Below are 24,881 nucleotides of genomic sequence, written 5' to 3'. Positions count from 1 at the left end.
ATGAGAGTTCCCGAAAGCCTGGATCGGAACTGCCCAGGCGTTCTTCGGATCGACACGCAATGTGTCAGCGCGATGGATCAAATTAAATCGGTTTAATCCTCTTTTCGATTTTGTTTGCACTGCAGCATTTTCGCGCTAATCATGTCCGGCAGTTCCCTTCCCCGCGTCCGGAGCCCTGTCCTTGGCAATCTCGAAGATCCTTGTCGCCAACCGCTCCGAAATAGCCATCCGCGTCTTCCGCGCGGCAAACGAGCTCGGCCTCAAAACCGTGGCGATCTGGGCAGAGGAGGACAAATACTCCCTGCATCGCTTCAAGGCCGACGAAAGCTACCAGGTCGGGCGCGGGCCGCATTTGGCCAGGGATATGGGGCCGATCGAAAGCTATCTGTCGATCGAGGAGGTTATCCGCGTCGCCAGGCTTTCGGGCGCCGATGCCATCCATCCAGGCTACGGCCTGCTGTCGGAAAGCCCGGAATTCGCCGAGGCCTGCGCCACGGCCGGCATCATCTTCATCGGGCCAAAGCCGGATACGATGCGCAGGCTGGGCAACAAGGTCGCTGCCCGCAATCTCGCAATCGAAGTCGGCGTGCCGGTAATTCCCGCTACCGATCCCTTGCCGGACGACATGGCGGCGGTAAAGGAACTCGCCAAGACGATCGGCTACCCGGTGATGCTCAAGGCGTCCTGGGGCGGCGGCGGCCGGGGCATGCGCGCCATCCGGTCCGAGGCCGATCTCGCCCGCGAGGTGATGGAAGGCAAGCGTGAGGCGAAGGCCGCTTTCGGCAAGGACGAGGTCTATCTCGAAAAGCTGATCGAGCGCGCGCGCCATGTCGAGGTGCAGGTGCTGGGCGACACACATGGCAACGCCGTGCACCTGTTCGAGCGCGATTGTTCGATCCAGCGTCGCAACCAGAAAGTGGTCGAGCGGGCGCCGGCGCCCTACCTCGAAATGTCACAGCGCGAGGAGCTTTGCGGCTACGCGCTGAGGATCGCGCGCGAAACCAGCTATATCGGCGCCGGCACGGTCGAGTTCCTGCAGGATGCCGATACCGGAAAATTCTATTTCATCGAGGTCAATCCGCGTATCCAGGTCGAGCACACCGTCACCGAACAGGTGACCGGCATCGACATCGTCAAGGCGCAGATCCACATCCTCGACGGCTTTGCCATCGGCACAGCGGAATCGGGCGTGCCGGCGCAGAAGGACATCAGGCTCAACGGCCACGCGCTGCAGTGCCGCATCACCACCGAAGACCCCGAGCATAATTTCATCCCCGATTATGGCCGCATCACCGCCTATCGCGGCGCCACCGGCTTCGGTATCCGCCTTGATGGCGGCACCGCCTATTCGGGCGCGGTCATCACCCGCTTCTACGATCCGCTGCTGGAAAAGGTGACGGCGTGGGCGCCGACGCCGGCCGAGACCATCGCCCGCATGAACCGGGCGCTGCGCGAATTCCGCATCCGCGGCGTGGCGACCAACCTCACGTTCCTCGAGGCGATCATCAATCACCCGAGCTTCGCCGACAATTCCTACACCACCAAGTTCATCGACACGACGCCGGAACTGTTCGCCAGTGTGAAGCGGCAGGACCGCGCGACCAAGCTGCTCAACTACCTTGCCGACGTTTCGGTCAATGGTCATCCCGAGACGCGCGGCCGGCCGCAGCCAAAGGCCGATGCGGCGCCACCGGTGGTGCCATATCTCAACGGCAATGTGCCTCAAGGCAGCAAGCAGAAGCTCGACGTGCTCGGGCCGGAGAAATTCGCCGCGTGGATGCGCGAGCAAAGAGAGGTGCTGGTCACCGACACGACAATGCGCGACGGGCATCAGTCGCTGCTCGCCACAAGGGTACGCACCTATGACATCGCCGGCATTGCCGGCACTTATGCGCGCGCGCTGCCACAGCTTTTGTCGCTCGAATGCTGGGGCGGCGCCACATTCGACGTCGCCATGCGCTTTCTCACCGAAGACCCATGGGAGCGGCTGTCGCTGGTGCGCGAGGCAGCACCCAACCTTGTGCTGCAGATGCTCCTGCGCGGTGCCAACGGCGTTGGCTATACCAACTATCCCGACAATGTCGTCCAGCATTTCGTCCGCCAGGCCGCTGCCGGCGGCATCGACCTGTTCCGGGTCTTCGACTGCCTGAACTGGGTCGAGAACATGCGCGTCGCCATGGATGCGGTCGGCGCCGAGGGCAAGCTGATCGAAGCGGCGATCTGCTATACCGGTGACATACTCGATCCGGCGCGGGCCAAATACGATCTGAAATACTATGTCGGCCTGGCCAGGGAATTGCAGGCGGCAGGCGCCCATATCATTGCCGTCAAGGACATGGCTGGGCTTCTAAAGCCGAGCGCTGCCCGCGCGCTGTTCAAGGCACTGCGCGAGGCGACGGACCTGCCGATCCACTTCCACACCCACGACACATCCGGCCTGTCGGCGGCAACCGTGCTGGCGGCGGTGGAGAGCGGCGTCGATGCCATCGACGCGGCGATGGATTCGCTATCCGGCAACACCTCGCAGCCGTGCCTCGGTTCGATCGTGGAAGCGCTGAAGGGCACCGAGCGCGATCCGGGCCTCGACCCGCAGTGGATCAGGAACATCTCGTTCTACTGGGAGGCGGTGCGCAACCAGTATTCAGCCTTCGAAAGCGACCTGAAGGGGCCGGCATCGGAGGTCTATCTGCACGAAATGCCGGGCGGTCAGTTCACCAACCTCAAGGAACAGGCGCGCTCGCTCGGGCTGGAGACACGCTGGCACGAAGTGGCGCAGACCTATCACGACGTCAATCTGATGTTCGGCGACATCGTCAAGGTGACGCCGTCGTCCAAGGTCGTCGGCGACATGGCGCTGATGATGGTGAGCCAGGACCTGACCGTCGCCGACGTCGAGAATCCGGCGAGGGACATCGCCTTCCCGGATTCGGTGGTGTCGATGTTGCGCGGCGATCTCGGCCAGTCGCCGGGCGGCTGGCCAAAGCCATTGCAGAAGAAGGTGCTGAAGGGCGAAAAGCCGATCACGGTGCGGCCGGGTTCGCTGCTCAAACCGGCGGACCTCAAGGCCAGTCGCGCGGAGGTCGAGGAAAAGCTCGAGCGCAAGCTCAGCGAGTTCGAGTTCGCGTCGTGGCTGATGTATCCGAAGGTGTTTTCCGATTTTGCCGCCGCGCAGGAGACCTACGGGCCGGTCAGCGTCCTGCCGACGCCGACCTATTTCTACGGCATGGAGCCGGAAGACGAGATTTTCGTCGACATCGAAAAAGGCAAGACGCTGGTGGTGCGCTGCCTTGCCATCGGCGATGTCGACGAAAAGGGCATGGTCACCGTGTTCTTCGAGCTCAACGGGCAGCCGCGCCGGGTGAAGGTGCCGGACCGGGCGCATGGCGCGTCCGCTGCCAAGGCACGGCGCAAGGCGGAGCCGGGCAATGAGGCGCATGTCGGCGCGCCGATGCCTGGCGTCGTCTCGGCGCTTGCGGTCGCTGCCGGCCAGGCGGTGAAGGCCGGCGACGTGCTGCTGTCGATCGAAGCGATGAAAATGGAAACGGCGTTGCATGCCGAACGCGACGGCACCGTAGCCGAGGTGCTGGTCAAGGCCGGCGACCAGATCGATGCCAAGGATCTGCTGATCGCGTTCGGGTGAAATAGGCCGGCGTCAGAGAGACTTGTCGGCGCCTGGCAGCAGCCCTTCATGCCGCATCGATAGCACCTTGACCCGCCGCGCCCGGTCGGGCATCGAACCGCTGCAATTCGCCGCTCGGGTCACCCCGAGTCGCGGCGAGAAACGACGCGGAGAGAAGACTATGGCCGACGACATTACCGAGACCAGCCAGACTGTTGCCGCCGGCCAGTTGCGCGCCTTCATCGAGCGTATCGAGCGGCTCGAGGAAGAGAAGAAGACGATTGCCGACGACATCAAGGAAGTGTTCGCAGAGGCCAAGGGCACCGGCTTCGACACCAAGGCGATGCGGTCGATCATCCGGCTGCGCAAGAAGGACCAGGCCGAGCGGCAGGAAGAGGAATCCATTCTCGATCTGTACAAGGCCGCGCTCGGCATGGTGTAAAGGTCGGCCTCGGCGCCGGAGACGATCGCGGGAGAAGCGGTTCTGACCATGGATTCCAGCCATGAGCGAATTCGATTTTGGCGCCCGCCGCGCCTCTGAATTCCGCCAACGCAGCTTCTGGACGCTGTTCGCGGAACGGCATCCGGATGAAAGGGCTCTGCTGGCGAGGCGCGGACCGTGGTTCTGGCAGCGTAGGCTGCCCGATTTCGCATTGGTCCTTTCCATGTACGTCGCGCCTGCGCAGAATCATGTCGGCGTCTTCTTCGGCCGCAACGAGAAGTTCGGTGCCACGCAAGCCTGGTCGCGGTTGAAGCCGGTCCAGCCGGCCATCGAAGACAGGCTGAAGCTCAGGCCAGAACAAAGTTGCGACGGCCTCGGCATCAATTCGATGTGGCGGGTGAATTGTTTTGCCGAGGACAATTGGCCGGCGATGACCGACTGGCTGGTGACGGAAGCCTCACGTTTCGAGCGCGCGATTGCCGAAGTTCTGGGTGAGGAATAAAGCAGGGTTTCCAGACGCAATCCTTGTGGAAGGGTTGCTCTGGTGAGCAGAGCGAGGGAGCCGGTCGATCGATGACGATCATGTCGGGCGTTGCCGCCTTCTTCCGCTCACGCTGGTTCGGCGGCGTGCCGCTCGATCGGCTGTTCTGGCGCGACCTGGTCGTTGTCGGCACAGCGATCAACGTCGCGTCGTCGGTGGCGGCACTCATTCTGCTCGGGCTGAAGCTGCCGCTTGCGCTCGTCCTGGCGGTGCATTTCGCGCCGGTGCCCTACAATATCTTCCTGACCTTTGCCGTTTGGCGAACTGCCGGAAAATCGAGTGGCGTCATGGCCTCGCTGATGACGCTTGGCGCCACGTTGTGGCTGATCCTGGTGGTCGTGGCCTGACGATCAGGCGGCCGGCTCGAATTTGAGCGCCACGCCGTTGATGCAATAGCGCAGGCCGGTCGGCGGCGGGCCGTCCTCGAAGACATGGCCGAGATGGCTGCCGCAGCGGGCGCAATGGCACTCGGTACGGACCATGCCGTAGCTGCGGTCGACGGTGGTCTCGACCGAGCCCGGCACGGGATCGTTGAAGCTCGGCCAACCGGTGCCGCTCTCGAATTTCAGCTTGGATTCAAACAAGGGCTGGTCGCAGCCGACGCAGGAGAAGGTGCCGGCGCGCTTCTCGTGCAGCAGGGCGCAGCTTCCCGGCCGCTCGGTGCCGTGGTTGCGCATCACCGCATATTGCTCGGGCGTCAGCCGGGCGCGCCATTCGGCATCGGTGCGGGTAACGGGGTAGGTGTGGCTGTCCATTTTTTCCTCTTAGCTTATCTCGCTATTTGGGTTGCCTTCCCAACTTCGCCTGAAATAGGCATTTGTTACGGCGTTTGCCCGTATTTCCTATCCCGTTGCAAAGAATTCCTCAGGCGATGGCCGCGAGATAGCGCGCAACCGATGCTGAAAATGCCGCCTTTGCATCTCCGATGACGTTCTGGTTCCACCATGCGCCGTAGATATGGTCGAACGCGAAAGGCTCCAGCGCGGCCTTGATGCCGTGCACCTTCGTCGCGTTGAGCGGGATATAGTTCGGATAGCTGTACATGAAGCTGACATGACGGCGGGTCGGCGTCACCTGCAGGATGTCGCCGGCCAGGATGGCATTGCCGCCGTCGCGCTTCCAGTGCAGCACCTGGCCACCGGCAAAGTGGCCGCCGCAGCGGATGAGCGTCAGCGACGGGTTTATGGCGCGCATCTCGCCTTCCCAACTGATGATTGCCGGATGCGGCCGCATGATCCACTGACGATCATCGGCGTGCAGATAAATCGGCACGCCGCCAAACGCCGCGCTCCATTCGACCATTGCCGAATAATAATGGCAGTGCGAAATGGCGATGGCGGCCAGGCCGCCCCGGCGGTTGATCTCCGCCACCGCCTCGTCGCTGACCATCGAGATGCAGTCCCACAGCACATTGCCGTGCGGCGTTTGCGCCAGCAATGCGCGCTGGCCGATAGCGAAGCGCGGCTCGATGCCGAAGGCGAGCACGCCGACATCATCCTTGATCACGACCCGATGCCCGGCGGCGAGCTCTTCCGGCGTGGTCCAGGCCTGGCCCTCCCAGCGCACATATTGCCGCTCGTCCTCGCAGATCGGGCAATGTCGCGGCGGCGTCGCTGTCGCCGCGAACTGGACACCGCACTGCAGGCAAAGGAAACAGGTCGACCGTCCTGTTTTCCGTGGATCCATTCAGTGCTTCCTTGAAAGTTGCTTCGTCGCGGCTTCCAGGCCGGCGAGCGTCAGCGGAAACATGCGGCCGCCAAAGATATCGCGGATCATGGCAATCGAATGGGTATAGCCCCAGTTCTTCGCGTCTTCCGGATTGAGCCAAATGGCGTTCGGCCATTGCTGCAGCAGCCTGCCGAGCCAGACGGCACCGGCCTCCTTGTTCCAATGCTCGACCGAGCCGCCGGGTTGGGCGATCTCATAGGGGCTCATCGAGGCGTCGCCGACGACGATCACCTTGTAGTCGGGGCCATATTTATGGAGGAGATCGAAGGTCGGAATCACCTCGGCATGGCGGCGGCGATTGTCCTTCCACACGCCTTCGTAGAGGCAGTTGTGGAAATAGAAATATTCGAGCTGGCGGAACTCGGCGCGGGCGACCGAAAACAGCTCCTCGACGCTCCTGACATGGTCGTCCATCGAGCCGCCGACATCGAAGAACATCAGCAGCTTCACGGCATTGCGACGTTCGGGTTGTGTCTTAACGTCAAGATAACCGTGCTCGGCGGTGGCGTGGATGGTGCCGGGCAGGTCGAATTCCTCTTCGGCGCCTTCGCGCATCCAGCGGCGCAAGCGCTTCAGCGCGACCTTGATGTTGCGGGTGCCGAGTTCGACGGCATCGTCGAAATTCCTGAACTCGCGCCTGTCCCAGACTTTTACCGCGCGGCGGTTGCGGCTCTCGTGCTGGCCGATGCGCACGCCTTCGGGATTGTAGCCATAGGCGCCGAAGGGCGAGGTGCCGCCGGTGCCGATCCATTTCGAACCGCCCTGATGCCGGCCCTTTTGCTCCTCCAACCGCTTCTTCAGCGTCTCCATCAGCTTTCCGAAGCCGCCCAGCGCCTCGACAAGTTTTTTTCCTCGTCGGAGAGGTGCTTTTCAGCGAGCCTCCGCAGCCATTCCTCCGGGATGTTTGCGACATCGACCGGGTTTTCGCCAACCAGCGCCTCGACACCTTTGAAGATGTGCGAAAAGACCTGGTCGAAGCGGTCGATGTGGCGCTCGTCCTTCACCAGAGCGGCGCGGGCGAGATAGTAAAAGCCCTCGACATCATAGTCGACCAGCCCGGCCTCCAGCCCCTCCAGCAGCGACAGATATTCGCGAAGCGAGACCGGAACCCGCGCTGCCTTCAATTCGAGGAAGAAGGGGATGAACAATTGCTATCTGTGCCTCACAATCACGGCGGATTCACCCCCGGAACTGTCGATTTCGCCGGATCGCAGCAAATCCACTACCGTACTTGGGTTGGGCATGGGTAAGTGCTTTGCAATACGTGCTTCGACCCATTCGCGCGTGGCGGACGTCGCGTCGGCGATTGCTTCCTCGGGGCTTGCGCCGCCGCCGTGGTAGCCGGGAAGATCGGGCACCCGCACTCCCCAGACGTCATTGGCGCTATCCAGAATTCCGAAATAGCAGATCATTCAGCTCGTCCTCAGGTATTTCAACCGCTCTCATCACAGCAGATCATATTCGATGAAGCCGGTCCTGCGCGCCACGTGGTCGTAGAGCTTGCGTGCGGTGGTGTTGGTCTCGTGGGTCATCCAGTAGACGTTCTTGACGCCGATCTTGCCGGCTTCCTGCTTGACCGCTTCGATCAGGGCGGCGCCGACGCCCTTGCCGCGCACATCGGGGTCGGCGAACAGGTCCTGCAGATAACAGTTGTTTATCTGCGACCAGCAGGAGCGATGGTAGAGATAGTGCGTCAGGCCGACGGCCTTGCCGTCGAGGGTGGCGATGAAACCCTTCGGCTCGAACTCGCCCGCCGTGAACAGCCGCTTCCAGGTGACGGCGTAAACCTCTTCCGGCAGCTTGGTTTCGTAAAAGGTGAGGTAGGCGGTCCACAGACGCCGCCAGTTGGTATGGTCGGATTGCGCCAATGGGCGGACGGTGATCTCGGTCATTTCGTTTCCCTCTGAACTCGGCAACCCGAAGCTGCCTCCGTGCCCGGCTAGAGGCAACGGTCCAGCACCGGGAAAGCGCTGTCCGGTGACTTCGTGGGCTTCCGGCCGACCGGCCCCTCACCCCTGCCGTCTCGCCATGAAAGCCAGGCGCTCGAACAGATGCACGTCCTGTTCGTTCTTCAGCAAGGCGCCGTGCAGTTTCGGCAGCGCGTTCTTCGGGTCGGCGCGCAGGTCTTCGGGCGCGATGTCGTCGGCGACCAGCAGGCGGATCCAGTCGAGTGCCTCGGAGGTCGACGGCTTCTTCTTGAGGCCCGGCACGTCACGGATTTCATAGAATTGCGTGAGTGCGGCGCGCACCAGGTTCTGCTTGATGCCGGGATAGTGCACGTCGACGATTTTGTGCAGCGTCTCGACGTCGGGAAAGCGGATGTAGTGGAAGAAGCAGCGGCGCAGGAAGGCGTCCGGCAGCTCTTTTTCGTTGTTGGAGGTGATGATGACGATCGGCCGGACGGTGGCACGGATGGTCTCGCCGGTCTCGTAGACGAAGAACTCCATCCGATCCAGTTCCTGCAACAGATCGTTGGGGAACTCGATATCGGCCTTGTCGATCTCGTCGATCAGAAGCACGACTTTCTTGCCGGCAGCAAAGGCGTCCCACAGCTTGCCGCGCTTGATGTAATTGCGGATGTCGTTGAAGCGCTCGTCGCCGAGTTGGCTGTCGCGCAGCCGCGAGACGGCATCATATTCATAGAGGCCCTGCTGCGCCCGCGTGGTCGATTTGACGTGCCATTCGATCAGATCCAGGCCGAGCGCCGCCGCCACCTGGCGGGCAAGTTCGGTCTTGCCGGTACCGGGCTCGCCCTTGACCAGCAACGGCCGCTCCAGCGCGATCGCCGCGTTGACCGCCACCATCAGATCCTTGTCGGCAACATAGGCTGCCGTGCCTTCGAAACGCATTTTTGCTCCCGGGTTCATCGCGCGACCCTAAGGACGCGGCCTTCGCTGTGCAAGGCGCCGCTGGCAAAGCGGGGATCTTGCCGGCGCGACCTCGTCGAGCGGTTCTGCGTCGATTTAAGACTCGAAACATGTCGTCTCTCTGGCGCTTGGTCTGCCGTCTGCCTATATTGGCGGAGACGGTCTGCGCTTCCCGGCAGGAGAACATTTTCCCCGGGGCCTTAATGATCCCTAGGGAGCTGTCCCTGGGAAGACCCGTGGGTTTTCTCATACGGCGCCCACCTACTTTGTAGGTTCCCGGGATCGCTCTCTCCACCGGTTGTGTGGATCGTCACCTATCGAAAAGGCCATGTCTGGCGGATCTTGTCGTCGCGCCGCTTTGTGCGGTGCTCTCACGAACGAAAAGTTCGCCCCGCTCCTCCAAAACGTCGCTCGTAAAACTCCATTCAAATCTGACCTTTTCTAGCGTCGGCGCATGACATCCCCAAAAGACCTGAAAAAAAATCTCCGCAACCAAGCCCTCGGGCGCCGCGACGCGCTCGATCCTTTCTGGCGGGTGGAGGCAGCACTCGAAATGGCCGAGACGGCGCGCGACCGGATCACGGTCGAGCCGGGCCAGATCGTCTCAGGCTTCTGGCCGATGCGCTCGGAAGTCGACGTCCGGCCGCTGATGTTTGCCTTGCGCGAGAAGGGGGCAAGGCTCTGCCTGCCGGCCATTCTGGACAAGACCACCATCGTCTTTCGCGAGCTGGTGCGTGGCGCGCCGATGATCGACATGGGCTTCGGCACCGTCGGGCCGCATGAGGAAGCCGAGGTACTCGACCCCCAGGTCATGCTGGTGCCGCTCGCCGCCTTCGATGCGCGCGGCCACCGCATCGGTTACGGCGCCGGCTATTACGACCGGGCGATCGCGCGGCTGGCCGACAAGGGGCAGCAGCCGCGGCTGATCGGCATTGCCTTCGACTGCCAGGAGGTGGCCCTGGTGCCGGACGAGCCGCATGACGTGATCATTCCGGAAATACTCACCGAGAGCGGGTTGCGCCGGTTCGGTATCCCTTAAAATGTTCCGATCCGCTTAACGCGTTTCCAAGACATATCAGGATAGTGTTTCTGCAATACAATCCGGGTCGATGGCGCGATGGCTTTTGTCTTTATGCGATTCCTCTTGATGCCGTTCGCCCTGATCGCGGTAGCGCTGTTTGCGATGGGATTGCACGTCATCGGGACCACGCTGCATCACAAAGCCGCCTGGCATCAGACGGTCGCCACGGTGACGGATGTCGATCCCTACACCGAAACGCAGGAAAACGGCCTCACCACGGATGGCATCGATGTCGCCGTCACCTATGTGGTCAACGACGCGCCGATGACCTGGTCCGGAAAGGGAAAAATTATCGGTCTTTACAGTGCGTCCATGGGCGACAAGGTAGAATTGTACTACGACCCTGCCGATCCATCGAACCTCGATACCGCCGCAATGAAAGGCTGGCGTGGCGGGCTGTTGCTGCTTGTCGTCACCGGCGGTTTCATCGCCTTCTACGTCTGGTTCTTCTGGCTACGCGGACGGAATCCGCCGTCGCCTATGACGCCATCGCCCGTTCGCGCAGCGGGCGCGAGCGCAAAGCCGCAACGGCAGCGCGCCACTTTCGGCCGACATTAGAACCAATCGCGGGTACCGCTTGCCTAGCGTCCATGGCTCTGGATAGAAGTGCGCATGAGACTTCTCTTTCTCGGCGACATGGTCGGCAAGACAGGACGTACGGCGGTGTGGGAACAGCTGCCCGGCCTGATTTCGGATTTCAAGCTCGACTTCGTCATCGTCAATGGCGAGAACGCCGCCGGAGGCTTCGGCATCACCGAGGAAATTTTTCGTGAGACGATCTCGGCCGGCGCCGATGTCGTCACCACCGGCAACCACGTCTGGGACCAGCGCGATGCGCTGATTTTCGCGCCGCGCGAAGAGCGCTTCCTGCGTCCGTCCAATTTCCCCAAGGGTACGCCGGGGCGCGGCTCAGGCGTCTACATCGCCAGGAACGGCGCGCGCGTGCTGGTCGCCAACATCATGGGCCGGGTGTTCATGCATCCCGAGCTCGACGATCCGTTCCAGGCCGGCGAGCGCGAACTTGCCGCTTGTCCGCTTGGCGAGCAGGCCGATGCGATCGTCATCGATTTCCATGCCGAGGCGACCTCGGAAAAAATGTGCTTCGCTCATTTCGTCGACGGCCGTGCCAGCCTTGTTGTCGGCACCCATACGCATCAGCCGACCGGCGATCACCAGATCCTCAATGGCGGCACCGGTTATATTTCCGATGCCGGCATGTGCGGCGATTACGATTCCTCGCTCGGCATGGACAAGGAGGAGCCGCTCAACCGGTTCTTGTCCAAGGTGCCGAAAGGCCGCTTCGAGGCGTCGACCGGACCGGCGACATTGTGCGGCGTCGGCGTCGACATTTCCGACCGTAGCGGCCTGACCGAACGGATCGCGCCGTTTCGCCGCGGCCCGCGGCTGGAGGAAACGGCTCCATCCTTCTGGTCGTGACATTGATATAGACGCTTGCAATACCCAATTGCCGGCGAAACTGCTCTAGATCGTAGAGGGGACGACCTCCATGCAGCTAGTCGAATTCCTGGCGCCGCATCTCGCCTTTGTCTCCGACCCGACGGCATGGGTCGCGCTGCTGACGCTGATCGTGCTGGAAGTCGTGCTCGGCATCGACAATCTGATCTTCATCTCGATCCTGACCAACAAATTGCCGGTAGCGCAGCGGGCCCGCGCCCGGCGGCTCGGCATCTCGGCCGCGCTGGTGATGCGGCTGATCCTGCTGGCCACCATCTCGATCATCGTCCAACTGACGACGCCGATATTCACCGCCTTCGGCCACGGGTTTTCATGGCGCGACCTGATCCTGATCGCCGGCGGCCTGTTTCTCGTCTGGAAGGCGACCAAGGAGATCCACCACACGGTCGATCTCGATGATCACCAGGACACCATGATGGGCGAGACGCTGCAGCTTTCGCTGGCCGGCGCGATTTTCCAGATATTGCTGCTCGACCTCGTCTTCTCGATCGACTCGATCATCACCGCCGTCGGCATGACCGACGAAATCGCGATCATGTACATCGCGGTGATCGTGGCGGTGAGCGTGATGATGCTGGCGGCCGGGCCGCTGGCCGATTTCATCGCCAGGAACCCCAGCATCGTCATGCTGGCGCTCGGCTTCCTGCTGATGATCGGCATGACGCTGATCGCCGACGGCATGGGTTACCACGTGCCGAAAGGCTACATCTACGCCGCCATGGGTTTTTCGGCCTTGGTCGAAGGGCTCAACATGCTGGCTCGGCGGCGGAAGAAGGCAAAGGGCGGGGGCGGGCATTGACTTGACTCTTACAGAATTGTGCGTACAATTTTGTAAATAACGGTGCCGCCATATTGCGATTTGAATGGGATCCCGAGAAGGCCAAGCGCAACCGTGCCAAGCATGGTGTTGCGTTCGATCTCGCCGAAGATGTCTTCAAGGATCCGCTTCACCTGATTGTGCCTGACCGGTTTGAAGATGGCGAGCAAAGGTGGCATGCGATCGGGATGATCCAAGGGCTGGTGGTACTGCTCGTTGTTCACACTTATCCCGATCTCGAAGATGAGGAACGAATTCGGATTGTCGGTGCCCGGAAAGCAACGCCGCATGAAAGGAGGCGCTATGAGCAGGAAGGAACTTAGCCAAGATCAGCGCAACCAGCTCGCCAATTTGGCAGATTTGCCTGACAGCGAAATTGACACGTCCGACATTCCGGAAACTTCGGCCGAGAATTGGGTTCATGCTCGCCGAGGGCACCTCTACCGGCCACTAAAGCAGCCGGTGACCATTCGGCTTGACGCTGATGTGCTGTCCTGGTTCAAGGAGCATGTCGAAGGCGGTGGCTATCAAACGGAGATCAACCGCGTGCTCCGCCGTCATGTGCTAGAGCAGGAAAAGCGGCGTTCCTGAGCATTCGCGGTCTGTTGCCAGCCGATCTTGGCTCGCCGTTACTTAATTTGCTGGAACGTCCTTCGGGTGGCGGTCGCCGATCAGGCCGAGCATCACGCCTTGCTCCAGCCACGCCTTGGCGCCGGCGAGCACCAGCGCAAAACCGCCGGTCGAGCCGATCGCCTGCTTGACCTGCTCATCGGGGCTGCCGACAAAGCCGGAATTGCGGACCTCGACAAAGGTCGTGCCGCCCGGCATCTCGGCGAAAGTCCACACTACGGTGGTCGGCGGATCGCTCCATTGCATGACGATCTTCTTGTTATCGACGATCTCACTGACATTGACCGTCGTCGAGACGCCATACATGCGCCATTCCCAACTGATTTCCTTGCCGCTGTCCAACCTGTCGCTGCCATGGGTGAACCAGAATTTCGTCGTGATCGCCGGATCGACGAAGGCTTCGAATACGTCGGCGACCGGCCGCCTTATCAGCATGCCGGCTTCGGCGGTCGGTGTTTCACGGATTTTCATAGCGTCCTCCTTTCCACGGCGCCGCCCTGTTCACCAGGCATCGGGTTCGCGCACGAGGTGAATGATGTTGGCCGGATTGGTGATCCAGCCGCCGCGAAAGCCTTCACCCAGTGCCTCAATGGCATCGCAGCGCACGACGCCGGCCTTGGCGAGATGGTCCGCAGCGCCTGGAAAATCATCGGTGAACAGTTCCAGCCAGATCTCGGCCTGGCTAAGCGTCGGCGCTTCGTCGATCCACAGGCGATTGGGGCCGAGTTCGAAGCCGACGGCCGGCGGCTTGGCCGTGAATGGCTTCAGGCCGATGACGTCGCGATAGAAGGCGATCGTCGCCTGGTATTGATGCGGCGGGACTTTCATGGCGATGTTGATGCCGCCGGTGATCTTCGCGGTCATTCTTACTCCATTGCTCTCAGATGTTGTTCTCGTTAGCCGGCTCGCCCTTCATCTCGCTGCGGTAATAGCCGTCGCGCAGATTGATGCCGTATTCGACATAGGCCTTCATGCAGGCCAGCATCTGCGACCAGCCCTCGCAATTGAGGTAGGATTTCTTCAGGCCGACCGCGTTCTCGTGCCAGCCGGTTTCGGCGATGGTGACGAAGGTGCCGCCATCGTCGAGCGGCTCGAAATTCATCTCGATGCGGGTCTTGTAGGCTGGCTTGCCGTCGGCGTCGGTGGCATCCCAGCGCAGCACGATGCGGCTGTCCTTGGCCACCTCCTCTACCTCGACGGGAACCTTGCCCCACCAGATGACGGTGGCGCCCGCCACCAGCAGTGCGCTGGCGCCGCCGATCGTGGTGAAGTAGCCGCTGAGTTTCTTCGGATTGACGACCGCATCGAAGACTTCGGCGACGGGTTTGCCGATGCGGCCAGAAACCCTGAATCCAAGAGACATATCCACAGCTCCTTCCTTGAATGGCTCAAGGATATGTTATAGAAATATAACATGTCAAGCCAATCGCGAGACGACAATGTTTTCAAGGCGCTGGCGCATCCGCGCCGGCGTGCGTTGCTGGACCGGCTGAAGGATGCGCCGCAGACCACCGGCATGTTGTGCGATGCCTTCCCCGACATGGACCGCTGCACGGTCATGCTGCACCTGAAGGTGCTGGAGGAGGCCGACCTGGTCGTGGCGCGGCGCGAGGGGCGCGAACGCTGGAACCATCTCAACGCGCTGCCGATCAAGCACATCCACGACCGCTGGATCAGTCAATATGCCACGCACGCGATCAGCATCCTCGACCGGCTGAAATCCGATCTTAAGGGATGAAAGGTTTGCCGAAGCCTGCCGATTTTCGGATCTTGAAAGCCTTGCGTGCCGGCAGCAATGGCGCGGCTGGACGAATTGAGCCGATTTATCTATAAGCCGGCCATTCCGACAGCGAGCGCCGTCCGTCCGTCAGGGACGCAGCAGGACGTTCTGAAATTTTGAATTCGAGCATTTTTGCAAGATGCCGGGTGGTTCACCAGGCGGCAGATGCTCTAGCCGAGAAGACGACAGGGGTGCCATGGCTGGCCATTCACAGTTCAAGAACATCATGCACCGCAAGGGCCGCCAGGATGCGGTGCGGTCTAAAATGTTTTCCAAGCTGGCGCGCGAAATCACCGTCGCCGCCAAGAGCGGCACGCCCGATCCATCGATGAACCCGCGCCTGCGCCTTGCGGTGCAGAACGCCAAGGCGGTGTCGATGCCGAAGGACAATATCCAGCGCGCCATCAACAAGGCGTCGATGGGCGATGCCGAGACCTACGAAGCCGTGCGCTACGAGGGTTACGGGCCAGGCGGCGTCGCGCTGATCGTCGAGGCGCTAACCGATAACCGCAACCGCTCGGCGTCGAATGTGCGCGCCGCCTTCACCAAGGCCGGCGGGGCGATGGGCGAGACCGGCTCGGTATCGTTCATGTGGGACCGCGTCGGCGAGATCTACTATCCGGCATCGGCCGGCAGCGCCGAGAAGGTGATGGACGCGGCGATCGAGGCCGGCGCCGACGATGTCCAGTCGGACGAGGACGGCCACACGATCTATTGCGCCTTCGAGAATCTCGGCGAAGTGTCGAAGGCGCTGGAAGGCGCGCTCGGCGAGGCTGAATCGGTGAAGCCGATCTGGAAGCCGCAGACCAATATCGCGGTCGACGAGGAGCGGGCACAATCGCTGATGAAGCTGGTTGCGACGCTCGAGGACGACGACGACGTGCAGAGCGTCTACGCCAATTTCGAGGTCGACGAGGAGACCTTGGCGAAGCTCAGCGCGGCATGATCCAACAGGCGCTGCCCACAGTCCGCATCACCTATTGCACCCAGTGCCAGTGGCTGCTCAGGGCCGGCTGGATGGCGCAGGAGCTGCTGTCGACCTTCGGCACCGATCTGGGCGAAGTGACGCTGGTGCCCGGCACCGGTGGCATCTTCACCATTTCCTGCAATGACACGCTGGTCTGGGACCGCAAGCGTGACGGCGGTTTTCCCGACGCCGCAAAGCTCAAGCAGCTGGTTCGCGACGTCATCGATCCGGATCGCGATCTCGGCCATGCCGATCGCAAGGGCCATAAGCCAAAAGACCCTGCCTGAAGGCCTTTTACGCTTCCATCCTGCATTCACCGCCATGCGAAGATGAAGCAGCCCAGCGCCAGGATGGCGGTGATGGTGCGGACATGGTTCCACATCACCCAGTCCTTGAGATAGGTGGCCCACACGGCGGCGCCGTTGGCGCTTGCCGGATCGACGGCGGCCAGGGCGTTGTTGAGCGGCACGTTGAACATCATCGTCACGATCGGGTTGCCGACGAGATAGATCAGGGCGCCGGCGAGGAGCCAGAATGCACCCGGTTGGCTCCAGCCGATAAGAGCGCCGGCGGCAAGGACAAGGCAGACCAGTCCGGTGCCGAAAAGCGCGGTCATGAATGCCGGCGTAATCACGGTGATGTTGATCGAATTCATGGCGGCGATGCCGCCTCCGGCAGGCAAGCGGGCGAGCGCCGGCATGATAAAGTTGGAGAAGGCGAAGAAAACGCCGCCGACAACGCCTGAGCCAATGGCAGCGACGAAGGTGAGGGTGGGAAGCAGTTTCATGATCATATCAGTTCCTCCGGTTTCGGGGTTCGAGCAATTTGATTGGCACGTCCACAAATGTGAATAATCCTCATGTTTGCAAAACGTGATAAACCCTCGTATTTTGCGAGTCAAGGCAATTTGTTGATTGTTCGTCTGGAGACAGTCATGGAAGGCACCGCTGCACCGGGTTCCCGCAACGAGCAGATCGCATCGCCGCGCCGGGCGCCGAGCCAGCAGCGCAGCCGCGAGCGGGTCGAGCGCATGCTGGCCGCCGCCTCGGCGCTGATCGCCGAGCAAGGCAGCGACGCCATGCGCATGGGCGAGGTGGCCGAGAGGGCCGGCGTGTCGATCGGCTCGGTCTACCAGTTCTTCCCCGACAAGAGGGCGATCATCTGGGCGCTGGCCGAACGCTACACCGCCGAAAGCCAGGCCTGCATTGCGGCAGCGCTAGCCGAGGTCAATGACGCCGACGGCCTGCGTCGGGCATTTTCGGAACTGGTGAATATCTACTACGGAATGTTCCTGGCGGAGCCGGTGATGCGCGACATCTGGTCGGGCACGCAGGCCGACAAGGCGCTACGCGAACTCGAGCTTGCCGATAGCCGGGCCAACGCCGAATTCCTTACAGCCGTGCTGAAACGGCTGCGGCCATCCGCCGATCCGGAAGCGCTGGAAACGACGGCGTTTCTCATCTGGCAGATGGGCGAGGCCGCAATGCGGCTGGCGATCTCGGTCGGGCGGCAAGAGGGCGACAGGCTGGTTGCCGCCTACAAGCGGATGGCGCTGCGCGAGCTGGTCGGCGAATAGGGCCGTATTTTCGCAATAAAAAACCCGCCACGAAGGCGGGTTTCTCGATCTGCGAAACGCCAATGCGGCTTAGAGGCCGAAGCCTTCGAAACGCTTCTTGAACTTCGACAGGCGGCCACCGCGGTCGAGCAGGGTCTGCTGGCCGCCAGTCCAGGCCGGATGGGTGGTGGGGTCGATATCGAGGTTCATCGTATCGCCTTCCTTGCCCCAGGTCGAACGGGTCATGTATTCGGTGCCGTCGGTCATGACGACCTTGATGGTGTGGTAGTCGGGATGGATATCGGTCTTCATGGGTCTGTTCCTGGCTTGCCGGGTGCTGCCGACGGGCTGAAGCCTGCGTCGATGCGCCCCTTTTTAAAACTCGAAGCCGCAGCTATTGAGGAGCCACGGCTTCTAAAACGGTCGGCGAGCCTATACATCAGCCGGAATTGAATCACAAGGCCGCGGCAAGCGCATATTGATGGCGCAAACCTCAAAGGGCCAAAGGAAACGGTCATGGCGAACATCAGCGGCGATGCAGACGAGCGCAGGCGCTCGCTGAGGCCGCTGCAGCGCCTGTTTCCCTACATCACCCATTACCGCAAAATGGTCATCGGCGCGATCGTCTCTCTGGCCGTCGCGGCGGCGACGACGCTGGCGCTGCCGCTGGCCGTGCGGCGGATGATCGACCACGGCTTTTCCGCCTCCGATTCCAGCTTCATTGCCGAATATTTCGCCATGCTGGTGGTGATGGCCGCCGTGCTGGCGGCGGCATCGGCCAGCCGCTACTATTTCGTCATCACGCTCGGCGAGCGCGTCGTTGCCGATATCCGCCGCGATGTCTTTGCCCACGTCACCACCCTGTCGCCCTCGTTCTTCGATACAGCCCAGTCGGGCGAGATCGTCTCGCGGCTCGCCGCCGACACGACACAGGTCAAATCGGCCGTCGGTGCCACCGCCTCGGTGGCTTTGCGCAACGTCATCCTCGGCCTTGGCGCCGTGGCGATGATGGTCTTCACCAGCCCAAAACTGTCCGGCCTGGTCATCGCGGCCATTCCGCTAATCGTGCTGCCGCTGGTCGCCTTCGGCCGCTCGGTGCGGCGCAAGTCACGGCTGGCGCAGGATACTCTGGCCAATGCCACCGCCTACGCCAGCGAGCAGATCGGCGCGGTGCGCACCCTGCAGGCCTTCACCAACGAGAAGCTTGTCACCGGGTATTTTTCATCCGCCGTGGAAGCAGCGTTCGAAGCGGCGCGGGCCTCGATCTTTGCCCGCTCCTTTCTCACCTTCTTCGCCATCTTTATGATCTTTTCGTCAGTCGTGGCGGTGCTGTGGTTCGGTTCGCGGGACGTGCTCGACGGCACGCTGTCGCCGGGCACGCTCGGTCAATTCCTGCTCTATTCGGTGTTCGCCGCCGGCGCGCTCGGTGCCCTGTCGGAGGTCTGGGGCGAACTGTCCCAGGCAGCGGGCGCTGCCGAACGGCTGACCGAGATCCTGGCCGAGAAACCCGCGATCCAGGCGCCCGCCGATCCGAAGCCGCTGCCGGCAAAGGCGAGAGGCGCGATCAGCTTCGACGATGTCTCCTTCTCCTATCCGGCCCGGCCCGACCGCGCCGCCGTCCATGGCCTGAGCTTTCAGGTCAAACCCGGTGAGACGGTGGCGATCGTCGGGCCATCCGGCGCCGGCAAGAGCACGGTGTTTTCGCTGCTTCTGCGCTTCTACGATCCGGAGGCCGGCAGGATCGTCATCGACGGGGTCGATCTGCGCGAGGCCGATCCGGCCGCGATCCGCGCGCGCATCGCCATCGTGCCGCAGGACGTCACCATCTTTGCCGCGAGCGCGCGCGACAATATCGGCTTTGGCCGACCTGGCGCCAGCCAGACCGAGATCGAGGCGGCGGCGAAGGACGCGCTTGCCGACGAGTTCATCCTGAAACTCGAAAAGGGCTATGACAGCCAGGTCGGCGAGCGCGGCGTGACGCTGTCGGGCGGCCAGCGCCAGCGCGTGGCGATCGCCCGCGCGATTCTGCGCGATGCGCCTATCCTGCTGCTCGACGAGGCGACCTCGGCGCTCGATGCCGAAAGCGAGACGCTGGTGCAGACGGCGCTGGACCGGCTGATGAAGGGCCGCACCACGATCGTCATCGCCCATCGGCTGGCAACCGTGCTGAAGGCCGATCGCATCCTGGTCATGGATGGCGGCCGCATCGTCGAGGAAGGCACGCATCAGAGCCTGGTCGCCAAGGGCGGCATCTATGCGCGGCTGGCCAAGCTGCAGTTCGATACCGGGGCGAATGCTTTCAGGGGCGCGGCGGAGTAGCATCGCTCCATCCCGATGAAATCGGGATGAGGCTCCATCTTCTTGTTTGACCATGATCTTTTCCGAAAACCGGCATCCACTTTTCGGGATCATGGTCCCCAGCGGCCGCCGGGATTCTTCAGCTACCGAAAGCTCGGCGTTTGCCGCGTCGATAGGCGATGAACAGGGGAACGCCGACAAGCAACGACAACAAAAGCATGCTGGCGACGGTCTGTCGCTGCTCCTTTGCCGGATCGCTGAGCTGCACATCGGCAGGCGGCTCTTCATAGGTAAAATCGTACTGCCAGCGAATTTGGTCTGCGACGTCATCGACGGTTTTCAGATAATCGGCAATCGCCTTGGCCGGTACTTCAGTCGCCAGCGTCTGAAAGTTCCATTCAACTTGAAATTCGGTGGGCGTGTTGGACCAGGACGCCTTGAGAGACAGATAGGGCGTCACGACGTTTTTCATCGACTCGCCGGAAAACCTCGCCTTGAGGTTGCGCACGGTCACCTTGTGGCGGCGGTAGAACTGGGGGCCGAGGGAGACGGGCCCGGTTCGGTCGACGATTGTCGGGGTTGGAAGAGAGTTGTTGCCGAGATCGGCCGCGCGGATCGGGAAATTCTTTGCCAGATCGTTGGCCGCCAGCGCCTCCGCAGGCAAGCGATAACTTTCCTTCACGCTCACTATGTTGCCGTCGCGGCGATCCACGATTTCCGGCTTGGCGATGGTTTGGATGCCCGGATATTGCTTGTTGTAGTATTTCAGGTAGGCGTCCGACACCTCGCTCAGCGACCGGCTGGCGAAATTGCCGCGCATCCAATCGGCATCGGCGTCCTCATATGTCGAGAAGACCGTCAGCACGAGGGGATCGCCCGGTTTCCGCGGAAAGTCGAATTCCTCGGCGATCTGGATCGATGGGCTGGTAAGCACAGGAATCGGCATCTTCTCCAACCCGCCGGTGCTGGAAAGCGGCAGCGCGAAGCCGTAGTCCGGCTGTGCGAGATTGTGCGCCCTGCCGCCCTGAAGATAGTTCGTGGCGTCCAGCCAATATGTCTTTGCTCCGATCCTTGCCTTGACGATGGCATGGTCGAAATCGCGGAGCGCCGGCAGATGCTGGTCCAGGGCCCGCCCCTCGTCGAGATCGGCCAAGGCAACCTCGGCAGCAATGCCAAGCCGCACAAGCGACGAAACCAGCAGCAGGGCCTTGTCCTTGCAGTCACCGAACCCGCTCAGGATGACCGTCGCGGGATCACGCGGAACGTAGGAACCGGCACCCATCGACAGGCTTACATAGCGGATCTGGTCCTGCACCAACCGCATTGCCTCGACCATCCGGTCTTCGGGCACCGGATGCCGCAGAGCGATGTCGTCGAGCTTTGCGGCAAAAGCCGAGGGAAAAACGGTCGCTGGCTTGTAATAGGGCGCAACGGCATCGACCACACTTTGCCAATTCGCGGTAGACGCGACATCGATGGAGCCCCAGCCTGGATTGGTCACGGGCAGGTTGTCCTCGACATTGACCGGTTTCGGGTTTGAGATTTCCCACAGATAGGTGATGTCCGGCCCAGTCGGGGAGATTGAGGGCTTAAGTCGGGTTCCCCTTGTCTTGATCTGGAGCGGCTGGCCCGAGGGCCAAATGATGCTTGTGCGGATAAGCGCTACCGGCTCTTCCCATTCGGTGGAGAAATTCTTGAAGAAAAGGTCCTTGCCGACCAGCGGTGTTACTTCGTAGGTCGACCCGTAATCGACGATGTCGCCGGCACGCACGTCATCGATGTTGACATGTGCTGTCAGCCAGCCGTCGAAGACGCCCTTCTCGGCGTCTCTTTCCCTGCGGAAGATGTCGAATTCGACGCCTTCCAGCCGGTCCAAAACGGCGCCATCGCGGATGATGTGAAGATGGTTGAGCGTGACCTTGTGCCGGGACGGATCGAACTGCAGATCAATACTCGCGCCACGATCCAGGCCGGGACGGTCGACGATTTTATAGACGGTGCGCGAGTACTCGACATAGCCGCCGGCGCGATGCTTGATCTGGTCGTCCGAGAGCAGCCATGAAACGCCATTCTTGATTTGATCCGATCGGGTGGGATCGGCAGCCGGAATATCAAGCTGCTTTACCCAGCTTTCTGCCGGACCCTTGAGAACCATGTCGTCGGACATGGCCGGAGAACTCAGGCCGATCAATAAGATGAAAAATACCAAGCGGGGCCAGAAAGACTTCATCCTATGAAAACTGTAACAGACAGACATCTACGCTCGCCCAACTTGGAAGAACTCCTTTTTCAGAGGCTTTCCCACCAAAGTAAAGGCCAGTTTCGCGGATTTCTGCAGTCACCGCGGCAAGAACCTGGAATAGACGAAGCGGCTCAGTTCCCGTACCGCTTCTTCAGATGGTCAGTGAAATGTGCGGCATCGAGCTTTTCGCCGGTAGCGCGTTCGAGCAGTTCCGGTTTCGACCAGCGCGAGCCTTGCGACCAGATCCTTTTGCGGCGCCAGTCGTTGATCGCGGCGAAATCTCCCTTGGCGAGGTCTTCGTCGGCTGAAGGATGATCCCTGGTCAGCGCCGCCCATTGCTGCGCCGCCATCATGGCGCCCAGCGTGTAGGAGGGGAAATAGCCGAAGGCGGCACCCGGCCAGTGGACGTCCTGCATCGGACCGTCAGCCGGATTGTCTGATGTCGACAGGCCGAGATAATCGCGCATCTTGGCATCCCAGGCTTCGGGCAGGTCGGCTGCTTTCAGCCGTCCCGAGACAAGCTCCTGCTCCAGCTCGTAGCGCAGGATGACGTGCAGCGGATAGGTGACCTCGTCGGCATCGACGCGGATCAGGCCGCGCTCGACCCGGTGTACATGCGGCAGGATGTCGTCGATCGTCCAGCTCTCGCCGAGGTGTCTTTCGACCACCGGCAGCGCCCAGCGCCAGAATTCTGGATTGCGGCCGATCTGCTTTTCGACGAACAGGCTCTGGCTTTCATGCACCGCCATGCCGCGCGCTCTGCCCAGAGGCCAGTGCGCCCACGCCTTCGGCAGGTTCTGCTCGTACAGCGCATGGCCGGTCTCGTGCAGCACGCCCATCAGCGCCGACAGGAAATCCGAGGTCTTGTAGCGGGTGGTGATGCGCACGTCGCTCGGCACGCCGCCGCAGAAGGGATGGTGCGAAACCGACAGCGAGCCGTGGGTGAGGTCGAAGCCGACCGCCGCCATCATGGCGAGGCCAAGCTCGCGCTGCTTGTCCAAGGGGTATCTGCCGGAAAGCGGCTTCAGCGGATGTTTCGCCAGCCGCTCTTCCTGCACGGCCAGTGCCTCCGGCACGAAGCCTTTCAGGAAGGTCTTCAACTCGACAAACACAGGCGTGATGTCGGCGGCGCGATTGCCCGGGTCATATTGCTCCATGAGCGCGTCGTAAGGCTCGAGCCCGAGCACCTCGGCGCGAAGGGCCGCCTCCTCGCGGACCAGCGCCACGACGCCTTCGAGCGCCGGTAGGAAACCCGCCCAGTCGTTCTTGGCGCGCAGGTCGCGCCAGAGCTGCTCGGAGCGCATGCGCGCGGTCGTCTGGCGCTCGACGAACTCGACCGGCAGGCAGGTCAGGTTGGTGTATTGCCGGCGGAATTCCCTGACCGCAGCCTGCTGCTCTTCGTTGAGCGCCTCCTGCTCGGCCGCCGCGATCCAGTCGGCAATCTCCGGCGCAGTCGCCCGGGCATGGTGCATGCCGGCAAGCGCCGACATTGCCTCTGCGCGCTTCTCGCCGCCGCCGACCGCCATATGGGTCGCCTCGTCGGCGCCGAGGATGGCGAGGGCGTGTTCCAGCGCTTCGAGCTTGTGGCCGAGGTCGTCGAGTTTTTGAAAGGACATTGTGGGTTCCGCTGATTTGACGGCGGGAAAAGATACCAATGCAAAAGTGTTGGCAACCCCGAAGCCGTCCGCGATCGACGCATCGACTGCCAGCTGCAACGGCCGAAAAGCATCTTGTGGAAGCGGCGGCGTGCGTGATCAATGTCGTCCGCGGCGGCAGACCGCGATGCGGAGACGAAACATGATCGCCAATGTGCTGGTCGGGCTGGTGGCCGTGATCCACCTCTGCATCGTCTATCTTGAGATGGTGCTGTGGGACACGCCGCGCGGCCATATGGTATTCAGGCTGACGCCGGAATTCGCCAGTGCCTCGAAAGTGCTTGCTGCCAATCAGGGGCTTTACAACGGCTTTCTCGCAGCCGGGCTGATCTGGGGGCTTTACTTCGGCGAAGCCGGTTTCCAGTTCAAAGTCTTCTTCTTGCTCTGCGTCGCCATCGCCGGCCTTTACGGCGCAGCGACGGCGGGCCGTAAAATCGTGTTCATCCAGACAGTGCCGGCAGTGCTGGCGCTGATTGCGCTGGCGTTGGGCTAGCGCATGATCCCTTAACCGAAAGCTGGAAAAGGATCATGCGCAAAATCAATTGCCACAGCGCCGGGCGCTGCGGCCGATTTCAGCCGCCTGGATAAGTTGGGCCATAGCCGTTGGGATAGTATCCGCCATCGGCGCCGTTGCCGATGAGGAAGGCACTGCCGGTGTCAGCGCGCAGCTTTTGGCTGACATCGTCGAGCTGCGCCAGCAACTGCTGATATTGCGTGCTCGGCATGGTTCCATCGCGTGCGGCCCTCTGGGCGGCCCGATCGAGTTGAGCGACCTGCGTGCGCAAGTCACGTGCCTCGCCCGGCTCGAGCTTGTTCGCCCGGATGGCGCCCTGGATACCCGTCTCCACGCTCTGGATCTGATTGATCAAGGCCGTCGCACGCGGGCCGGCGTAAGCGCCAGCAAACGGAACGGCGAGGAGCAGTGTGGCGAGCGTAGCAGTCCTGAGATTCCTGGGAGCGAAGAAGCGCATGGTTGCGTCTCCTTTACTGGGGAAGGCGGTGGTTGGGAGGGTCCTGCCTTCCGGCCGCGGGCCGTCAGGTTCCGTCGCGTCGCGATGAGCGGTTCCACCGCCGGCGGTTCTCGGCCCATGACCAAGGCTAAAAGGCCATGGCGGCAAAGTGTAATTAAAAAAAGGTAATTTTTTCAGCGCTTGCCGCTGCCGCACCAGTGCCCTAAATGCCG

29 protein-coding genes, 1 other RNA gene and 1 pseudogene are annotated in these 24,881 nt (G+C 61.9%); 17 read left to right on the top strand and 14 right to left on the bottom strand.

Features of this window, described 5'->3' with window-relative positions; all coding sequences use genetic code 11:
- The first annotated feature begins 181 nt into the window (after positions 1 to 181).
- The 4 genes from pyc to NKI17_RS14985 all read left to right on the top strand — a co-directional run bounded on the left by pyc (position 182) and on the right by NKI17_RS14985 (position 4,949).
- A complete protein-coding gene (pyc, locus tag NKI17_RS15000) occupies positions 182 to 3,640 on the top strand; it encodes a pyruvate carboxylase (protein WP_352906241.1) in 3,459 nt (1,152 codons plus the stop codon).
- A gap of 160 nt (positions 3,641 to 3,800) precedes the next feature.
- The gene (locus NKI17_RS14995; RefSeq protein WP_023719653.1) at positions 3,801 to 4,061 is read left to right on the top strand and encodes a DUF2312 domain-containing protein; all 261 of its coding nucleotides are present in this window, start codon (positions 3,801 to 3,803) and stop codon (positions 4,059 to 4,061) included.
- Positions 4,062 to 4,122: 61 nt separating this feature from the next.
- Positions 4,123 to 4,563 carry a hypothetical protein gene (locus tag NKI17_RS14990; protein WP_352906240.1) on the top strand — a complete coding sequence of 147 codons (441 nt, stop codon included), beginning with the start codon at positions 4,123 to 4,125 and terminating at the stop codon, positions 4,561 to 4,563.
- Between the two features lie 71 nt (positions 4,564 to 4,634).
- Positions 4,635 to 4,949, top strand: a complete 315-nt coding sequence (locus NKI17_RS14985; RefSeq protein ID WP_352832947.1) for a hypothetical protein — start codon at positions 4,635 to 4,637, stop codon at positions 4,947 to 4,949.
- A gap of 3 nt (positions 4,950 to 4,952) precedes the next feature.
- Here the strand turns inward: NKI17_RS14985 and msrB are convergent, their stop codons facing one another.
- From msrB to NKI17_RS14955, 6 genes and pseudogenes are all read right to left on the bottom strand, one after another.
- Entirely contained in the window at positions 4,953 to 5,357 is a 405-nt protein-coding gene (gene msrB, locus NKI17_RS14980; protein WP_027152870.1) for a peptide-methionine (R)-S-oxide reductase MsrB, read from the bottom strand.
- A gap of 109 nt (positions 5,358 to 5,466) precedes the next feature.
- Entirely contained in the window at positions 5,467 to 6,288 is an 822-nt protein-coding gene (locus tag NKI17_RS14975) for an MBL fold metallo-hydrolase (RefSeq protein WP_352906239.1), read from the bottom strand.
- A pseudogene (locus NKI17_RS14970) lies at positions 6,289 to 7,478 on the bottom strand (vWA domain-containing protein). It lies immediately after the preceding gene.
- Positions 7,479 to 7,481: 3 nt separating this feature from the next.
- Complete coding sequence (locus tag NKI17_RS14965) at positions 7,482 to 7,742, bottom strand: type II toxin-antitoxin system HicB family antitoxin (RefSeq protein ID WP_352906238.1); 261 nt, start codon at positions 7,740 to 7,742, stop codon at positions 7,482 to 7,484.
- Between the two features lie 33 nt (positions 7,743 to 7,775).
- Positions 7,776 to 8,222, bottom strand: a complete 447-nt coding sequence (locus tag NKI17_RS14960) for a GNAT family N-acetyltransferase (protein ID WP_023678039.1) — start codon at positions 8,220 to 8,222, stop codon at positions 7,776 to 7,778.
- 117 nt (positions 8,223 to 8,339) lie between these two features.
- The gene (locus NKI17_RS14955; RefSeq protein WP_352569568.1) at positions 8,340 to 9,179 is read right to left on the bottom strand and encodes an AAA family ATPase; all 840 of its coding nucleotides are present in this window, start codon (positions 9,177 to 9,179) and stop codon (positions 8,340 to 8,342) included.
- A gap of 175 nt (positions 9,180 to 9,354) precedes the next feature.
- Here NKI17_RS14955 and ssrS point away from each other — a divergent pair.
- The 7 genes from ssrS (at position 9,355) to NKI17_RS14920 (ending at position 13,162) form a co-directional block, all read left to right on the top strand.
- Positions 9,355 to 9,510, top strand: a non-coding RNA gene (gene ssrS, locus NKI17_RS14950) — 6S RNA.
- 141 nt (positions 9,511 to 9,651) lie between these two features.
- Positions 9,652 to 10,236: a 5-formyltetrahydrofolate cyclo-ligase gene (locus NKI17_RS14945; protein WP_352569569.1), complete on the top strand. Its 585-nt coding sequence runs from the start codon at positions 9,652 to 9,654 to the stop codon at positions 10,234 to 10,236.
- 78 nt (positions 10,237 to 10,314) lie between these two features.
- Positions 10,315 to 10,836, top strand: a complete 522-nt coding sequence (locus tag NKI17_RS14940; protein WP_352569571.1) for a DUF3592 domain-containing protein — start codon at positions 10,315 to 10,317, stop codon at positions 10,834 to 10,836.
- 54 nt (positions 10,837 to 10,890) lie between these two features.
- Entirely contained in the window at positions 10,891 to 11,715 is an 825-nt protein-coding gene (locus NKI17_RS14935) for a TIGR00282 family metallophosphoesterase (protein ID WP_023678036.1), read from the top strand.
- 70 nt (positions 11,716 to 11,785) lie between these two features.
- Complete coding sequence (locus tag NKI17_RS14930; RefSeq protein WP_352569572.1) at positions 11,786 to 12,553, top strand: TerC family protein; 768 nt, start codon at positions 11,786 to 11,788, stop codon at positions 12,551 to 12,553.
- A 53-nt stretch (positions 12,554 to 12,606) separates the two neighbouring features.
- Positions 12,607 to 12,894 (top strand): BrnT family toxin, encoded by a 288-nt coding sequence (locus tag NKI17_RS14925; RefSeq protein WP_352569573.1) that lies wholly within the window; start codon positions 12,607 to 12,609, stop codon positions 12,892 to 12,894.
- Positions 12,875 to 13,162, top strand: coding sequence for a BrnA antitoxin family protein (locus NKI17_RS14920; protein WP_352450852.1), 288 nt, complete (start codon positions 12,875 to 12,877; stop codon positions 13,160 to 13,162). The genes NKI17_RS14925 and NKI17_RS14920 overlap by 20 nt, the downstream gene beginning before the upstream one ends.
- A 42-nt stretch (positions 13,163 to 13,204) precedes the next feature.
- Here NKI17_RS14920 and NKI17_RS14915 read toward each other — a convergent pair whose 3' ends face one another.
- The 3 genes from NKI17_RS14915 to NKI17_RS14905 are packed head-to-tail and all read right to left on the bottom strand — an operon-like array spanning position 13,205 to position 14,564.
- Positions 13,205 to 13,672, bottom strand: coding sequence for an SRPBCC family protein (locus NKI17_RS14915; RefSeq protein ID WP_352569574.1), 468 nt, complete (start codon positions 13,670 to 13,672; stop codon positions 13,205 to 13,207).
- Between the two features lie 30 nt (positions 13,673 to 13,702).
- A complete protein-coding gene (locus NKI17_RS14910) occupies positions 13,703 to 14,065 on the bottom strand; it encodes a VOC family protein (protein WP_352454915.1) in 363 nt (120 codons plus the stop codon).
- Positions 14,066 to 14,081: 16 nt separating this feature from the next.
- Positions 14,082 to 14,564, bottom strand: a complete 483-nt coding sequence (locus tag NKI17_RS14905) for an SRPBCC domain-containing protein (RefSeq protein ID WP_352569575.1) — start codon at positions 14,562 to 14,564, stop codon at positions 14,082 to 14,084.
- Between the two features lie 51 nt (positions 14,565 to 14,615).
- Between NKI17_RS14905 and NKI17_RS14900 the strand changes: the two genes are divergently transcribed.
- The 3 genes from NKI17_RS14900 to NKI17_RS14890 all read left to right on the top strand — a co-directional run bounded on the left by NKI17_RS14900 (position 14,616) and on the right by NKI17_RS14890 (position 16,235).
- Positions 14,616 to 14,939, top strand: a complete 324-nt coding sequence (locus tag NKI17_RS14900; protein WP_352569576.1) for an ArsR/SmtB family transcription factor — start codon at positions 14,616 to 14,618, stop codon at positions 14,937 to 14,939.
- A 238-nt stretch (positions 14,940 to 15,177) separates the two neighbouring features.
- A complete protein-coding gene (locus tag NKI17_RS14895; RefSeq protein ID WP_352540320.1) occupies positions 15,178 to 15,927 on the top strand; it encodes a YebC/PmpR family DNA-binding transcriptional regulator in 750 nt (249 codons plus the stop codon).
- Positions 15,924 to 16,235 carry an Rdx family protein gene (locus NKI17_RS14890; RefSeq protein WP_352569577.1) on the top strand — a complete coding sequence of 104 codons (312 nt, stop codon included), beginning with the start codon at positions 15,924 to 15,926 and terminating at the stop codon, positions 16,233 to 16,235. The genes NKI17_RS14895 and NKI17_RS14890 overlap by 4 nt, the downstream gene beginning before the upstream one ends.
- Positions 16,236 to 16,261: 26 nt before the next feature.
- On the opposite strand, the gene NKI17_RS14885 is transcribed toward NKI17_RS14890, so the two are convergent.
- Positions 16,262 to 16,741, bottom strand: coding sequence for an anthrone oxygenase family protein (locus NKI17_RS14885; RefSeq protein WP_352569578.1), 480 nt, complete (start codon positions 16,739 to 16,741; stop codon positions 16,262 to 16,264).
- Positions 16,742 to 16,882: 141 nt separating this feature from the next.
- Here NKI17_RS14885 and NKI17_RS14880 point away from each other — a divergent pair, with 141 nt between their 5' ends.
- Positions 16,883 to 17,524 carry a TetR family transcriptional regulator gene (locus NKI17_RS14880; protein WP_352569579.1) on the top strand — a complete coding sequence of 214 codons (642 nt, stop codon included), beginning with the start codon at positions 16,883 to 16,885 and terminating at the stop codon, positions 17,522 to 17,524.
- Positions 17,525 to 17,593: 69 nt separating this feature from the next.
- On the opposite strand, the gene rpmE is transcribed toward NKI17_RS14880, so the two are convergent.
- On the bottom strand, positions 17,594 to 17,815 hold the full coding sequence (rpmE, locus tag NKI17_RS14875) for a 50S ribosomal protein L31 (RefSeq protein ID WP_006327661.1): 222 nt from the start codon (positions 17,813 to 17,815) through the stop codon (positions 17,594 to 17,596).
- A 204-nt stretch (positions 17,816 to 18,019) separates the two neighbouring features.
- On the opposite strand from rpmE, the gene NKI17_RS14870 reads away from it, so the two are divergent.
- Entirely contained in the window at positions 18,020 to 19,822 is a 1,803-nt protein-coding gene (locus NKI17_RS14870; RefSeq protein ID WP_352569580.1) for an ABC transporter transmembrane domain-containing protein, read from the top strand.
- Positions 19,823 to 19,940: 118 nt separating this feature from the next.
- On the opposite strand, the gene NKI17_RS14865 is transcribed toward NKI17_RS14870, so the two are convergent.
- On the bottom strand, positions 19,941 to 21,968 hold the full coding sequence (locus tag NKI17_RS14865) for a DUF3857 domain-containing protein (protein WP_352906237.1): 2,028 nt from the start codon (positions 21,966 to 21,968) through the stop codon (positions 19,941 to 19,943).
- Positions 21,969 to 22,174: 206 nt separating this feature from the next.
- Positions 22,175 to 23,659, bottom strand: a complete 1,485-nt coding sequence (locus tag NKI17_RS14860) for a carboxypeptidase M32 (RefSeq protein ID WP_352906236.1) — start codon at positions 23,657 to 23,659, stop codon at positions 22,175 to 22,177.
- Positions 23,660 to 23,840: 181 nt separating this feature from the next.
- On the opposite strand from NKI17_RS14860, the gene NKI17_RS14855 reads away from it, so the two are divergent.
- On the top strand, positions 23,841 to 24,191 hold the full coding sequence (locus tag NKI17_RS14855; RefSeq protein WP_352906234.1) for a DUF1304 domain-containing protein: 351 nt from the start codon (positions 23,841 to 23,843) through the stop codon (positions 24,189 to 24,191).
- A 79-nt stretch (positions 24,192 to 24,270) separates the two neighbouring features.
- Here the strand turns inward: NKI17_RS14855 and NKI17_RS14850 are convergent, their stop codons facing one another.
- Positions 24,271 to 24,669, bottom strand: a complete 399-nt coding sequence (locus tag NKI17_RS14850) for a hypothetical protein (RefSeq protein WP_352454908.1) — start codon at positions 24,667 to 24,669, stop codon at positions 24,271 to 24,273.
- Between the last annotated feature and the right edge of the window lie 212 nt (positions 24,670 to 24,881).

This window comes from Mesorhizobium sp. M0816 (assembly GCF_040320005.1).
In the GTDB taxonomy this organism is placed as follows: Bacteria; Pseudomonadota; Alphaproteobacteria; order Rhizobiales; family Rhizobiaceae; genus Mesorhizobium.
This window is presented reverse-complemented; position numbering and strand designations above follow the sequence as displayed.

Coding starts and splice junctions, on each gene's coding strand:
- NKI17_RS14995 (WP_023719653.1), top strand. CDS start 3,801: ATGGCCGACGACATTACCGAGACCAGCCAGACTGTTGCCGCCGGCCAG.
- NKI17_RS14990 (WP_352906240.1), top strand. CDS start 4,123: ATGAGCGAATTCGATTTTGGCGCCCGCCGCGCCTCTGAATTCCGCCAA.
- NKI17_RS14985 (WP_352832947.1), top strand. CDS start 4,635: ATGACGATCATGTCGGGCGTTGCCGCCTTCTTCCGCTCACGCTGGTTC.
- msrB (WP_027152870.1), bottom strand. CDS start 5,357: ATGGACAGCCACACCTACCCCGTTACCCGCACCGATGCCGAATGGCGC.
- NKI17_RS14975 (WP_352906239.1), bottom strand. CDS start 6,288: ATGGATCCACGGAAAACAGGACGGTCGACCTGTTTCCTTTGCCTGCAG.
- NKI17_RS14965 (WP_352906238.1), bottom strand. CDS start 7,742: ATGATCTGCTATTTCGGAATTCTGGATAGCGCCAATGACGTCTGGGGA.
- NKI17_RS14960 (WP_023678039.1), bottom strand. CDS start 8,222: ATGACCGAGATCACCGTCCGCCCATTGGCGCAATCCGACCATACCAAC.
- NKI17_RS14955 (WP_352569568.1), bottom strand. CDS start 9,179: ATGCGTTTCGAAGGCACGGCAGCCTATGTTGCCGACAAGGATCTGATG.
- NKI17_RS14945 (WP_352569569.1), top strand. CDS start 9,652: ATGACATCCCCAAAAGACCTGAAAAAAAATCTCCGCAACCAAGCCCTC.
- NKI17_RS14940 (WP_352569571.1), top strand. CDS start 10,315: ATGGCTTTTGTCTTTATGCGATTCCTCTTGATGCCGTTCGCCCTGATC.
- NKI17_RS14935 (WP_023678036.1), top strand. CDS start 10,891: ATGAGACTTCTCTTTCTCGGCGACATGGTCGGCAAGACAGGACGTACG.
- NKI17_RS14930 (WP_352569572.1), top strand. CDS start 11,786: ATGCAGCTAGTCGAATTCCTGGCGCCGCATCTCGCCTTTGTCTCCGAC.
- NKI17_RS14920 (WP_352450852.1), top strand. CDS start 12,875: ATGAGCAGGAAGGAACTTAGCCAAGATCAGCGCAACCAGCTCGCCAAT.
- NKI17_RS14915 (WP_352569574.1), bottom strand. CDS start 13,672: ATGAAAATCCGTGAAACACCGACCGCCGAAGCCGGCATGCTGATAAGG.
- NKI17_RS14910 (WP_352454915.1), bottom strand. CDS start 14,065: ATGACCGCGAAGATCACCGGCGGCATCAACATCGCCATGAAAGTCCCG.
- NKI17_RS14905 (WP_352569575.1), bottom strand. CDS start 14,564: ATGTCTCTTGGATTCAGGGTTTCTGGCCGCATCGGCAAACCCGTCGCC.
- NKI17_RS14900 (WP_352569576.1), top strand. CDS start 14,616: ATGTCAAGCCAATCGCGAGACGACAATGTTTTCAAGGCGCTGGCGCAT.
- NKI17_RS14895 (WP_352540320.1), top strand. CDS start 15,178: ATGGCTGGCCATTCACAGTTCAAGAACATCATGCACCGCAAGGGCCGC.
- NKI17_RS14890 (WP_352569577.1), top strand. CDS start 15,924: ATGATCCAACAGGCGCTGCCCACAGTCCGCATCACCTATTGCACCCAG.
- NKI17_RS14885 (WP_352569578.1), bottom strand. CDS start 16,741: ATGATCATGAAACTGCTTCCCACCCTCACCTTCGTCGCTGCCATTGGC.
- NKI17_RS14880 (WP_352569579.1), top strand. CDS start 16,883: ATGGAAGGCACCGCTGCACCGGGTTCCCGCAACGAGCAGATCGCATCG.
- rpmE (WP_006327661.1), bottom strand. CDS start 17,815: ATGAAGACCGATATCCATCCCGACTACCACACCATCAAGGTCGTCATG.
- NKI17_RS14870 (WP_352569580.1), top strand. CDS start 18,020: ATGGCGAACATCAGCGGCGATGCAGACGAGCGCAGGCGCTCGCTGAGG.
- NKI17_RS14865 (WP_352906237.1), bottom strand. CDS start 21,968: ATGTCCGACGACATGGTTCTCAAGGGTCCGGCAGAAAGCTGGGTAAAG.
- NKI17_RS14860 (WP_352906236.1), bottom strand. CDS start 23,659: ATGTCCTTTCAAAAACTCGACGACCTCGGCCACAAGCTCGAAGCGCTG.
- NKI17_RS14855 (WP_352906234.1), top strand. CDS start 23,841: ATGATCGCCAATGTGCTGGTCGGGCTGGTGGCCGTGATCCACCTCTGC.
- NKI17_RS14850 (WP_352454908.1), bottom strand. CDS start 24,669: ATGCGCTTCTTCGCTCCCAGGAATCTCAGGACTGCTACGCTCGCCACA.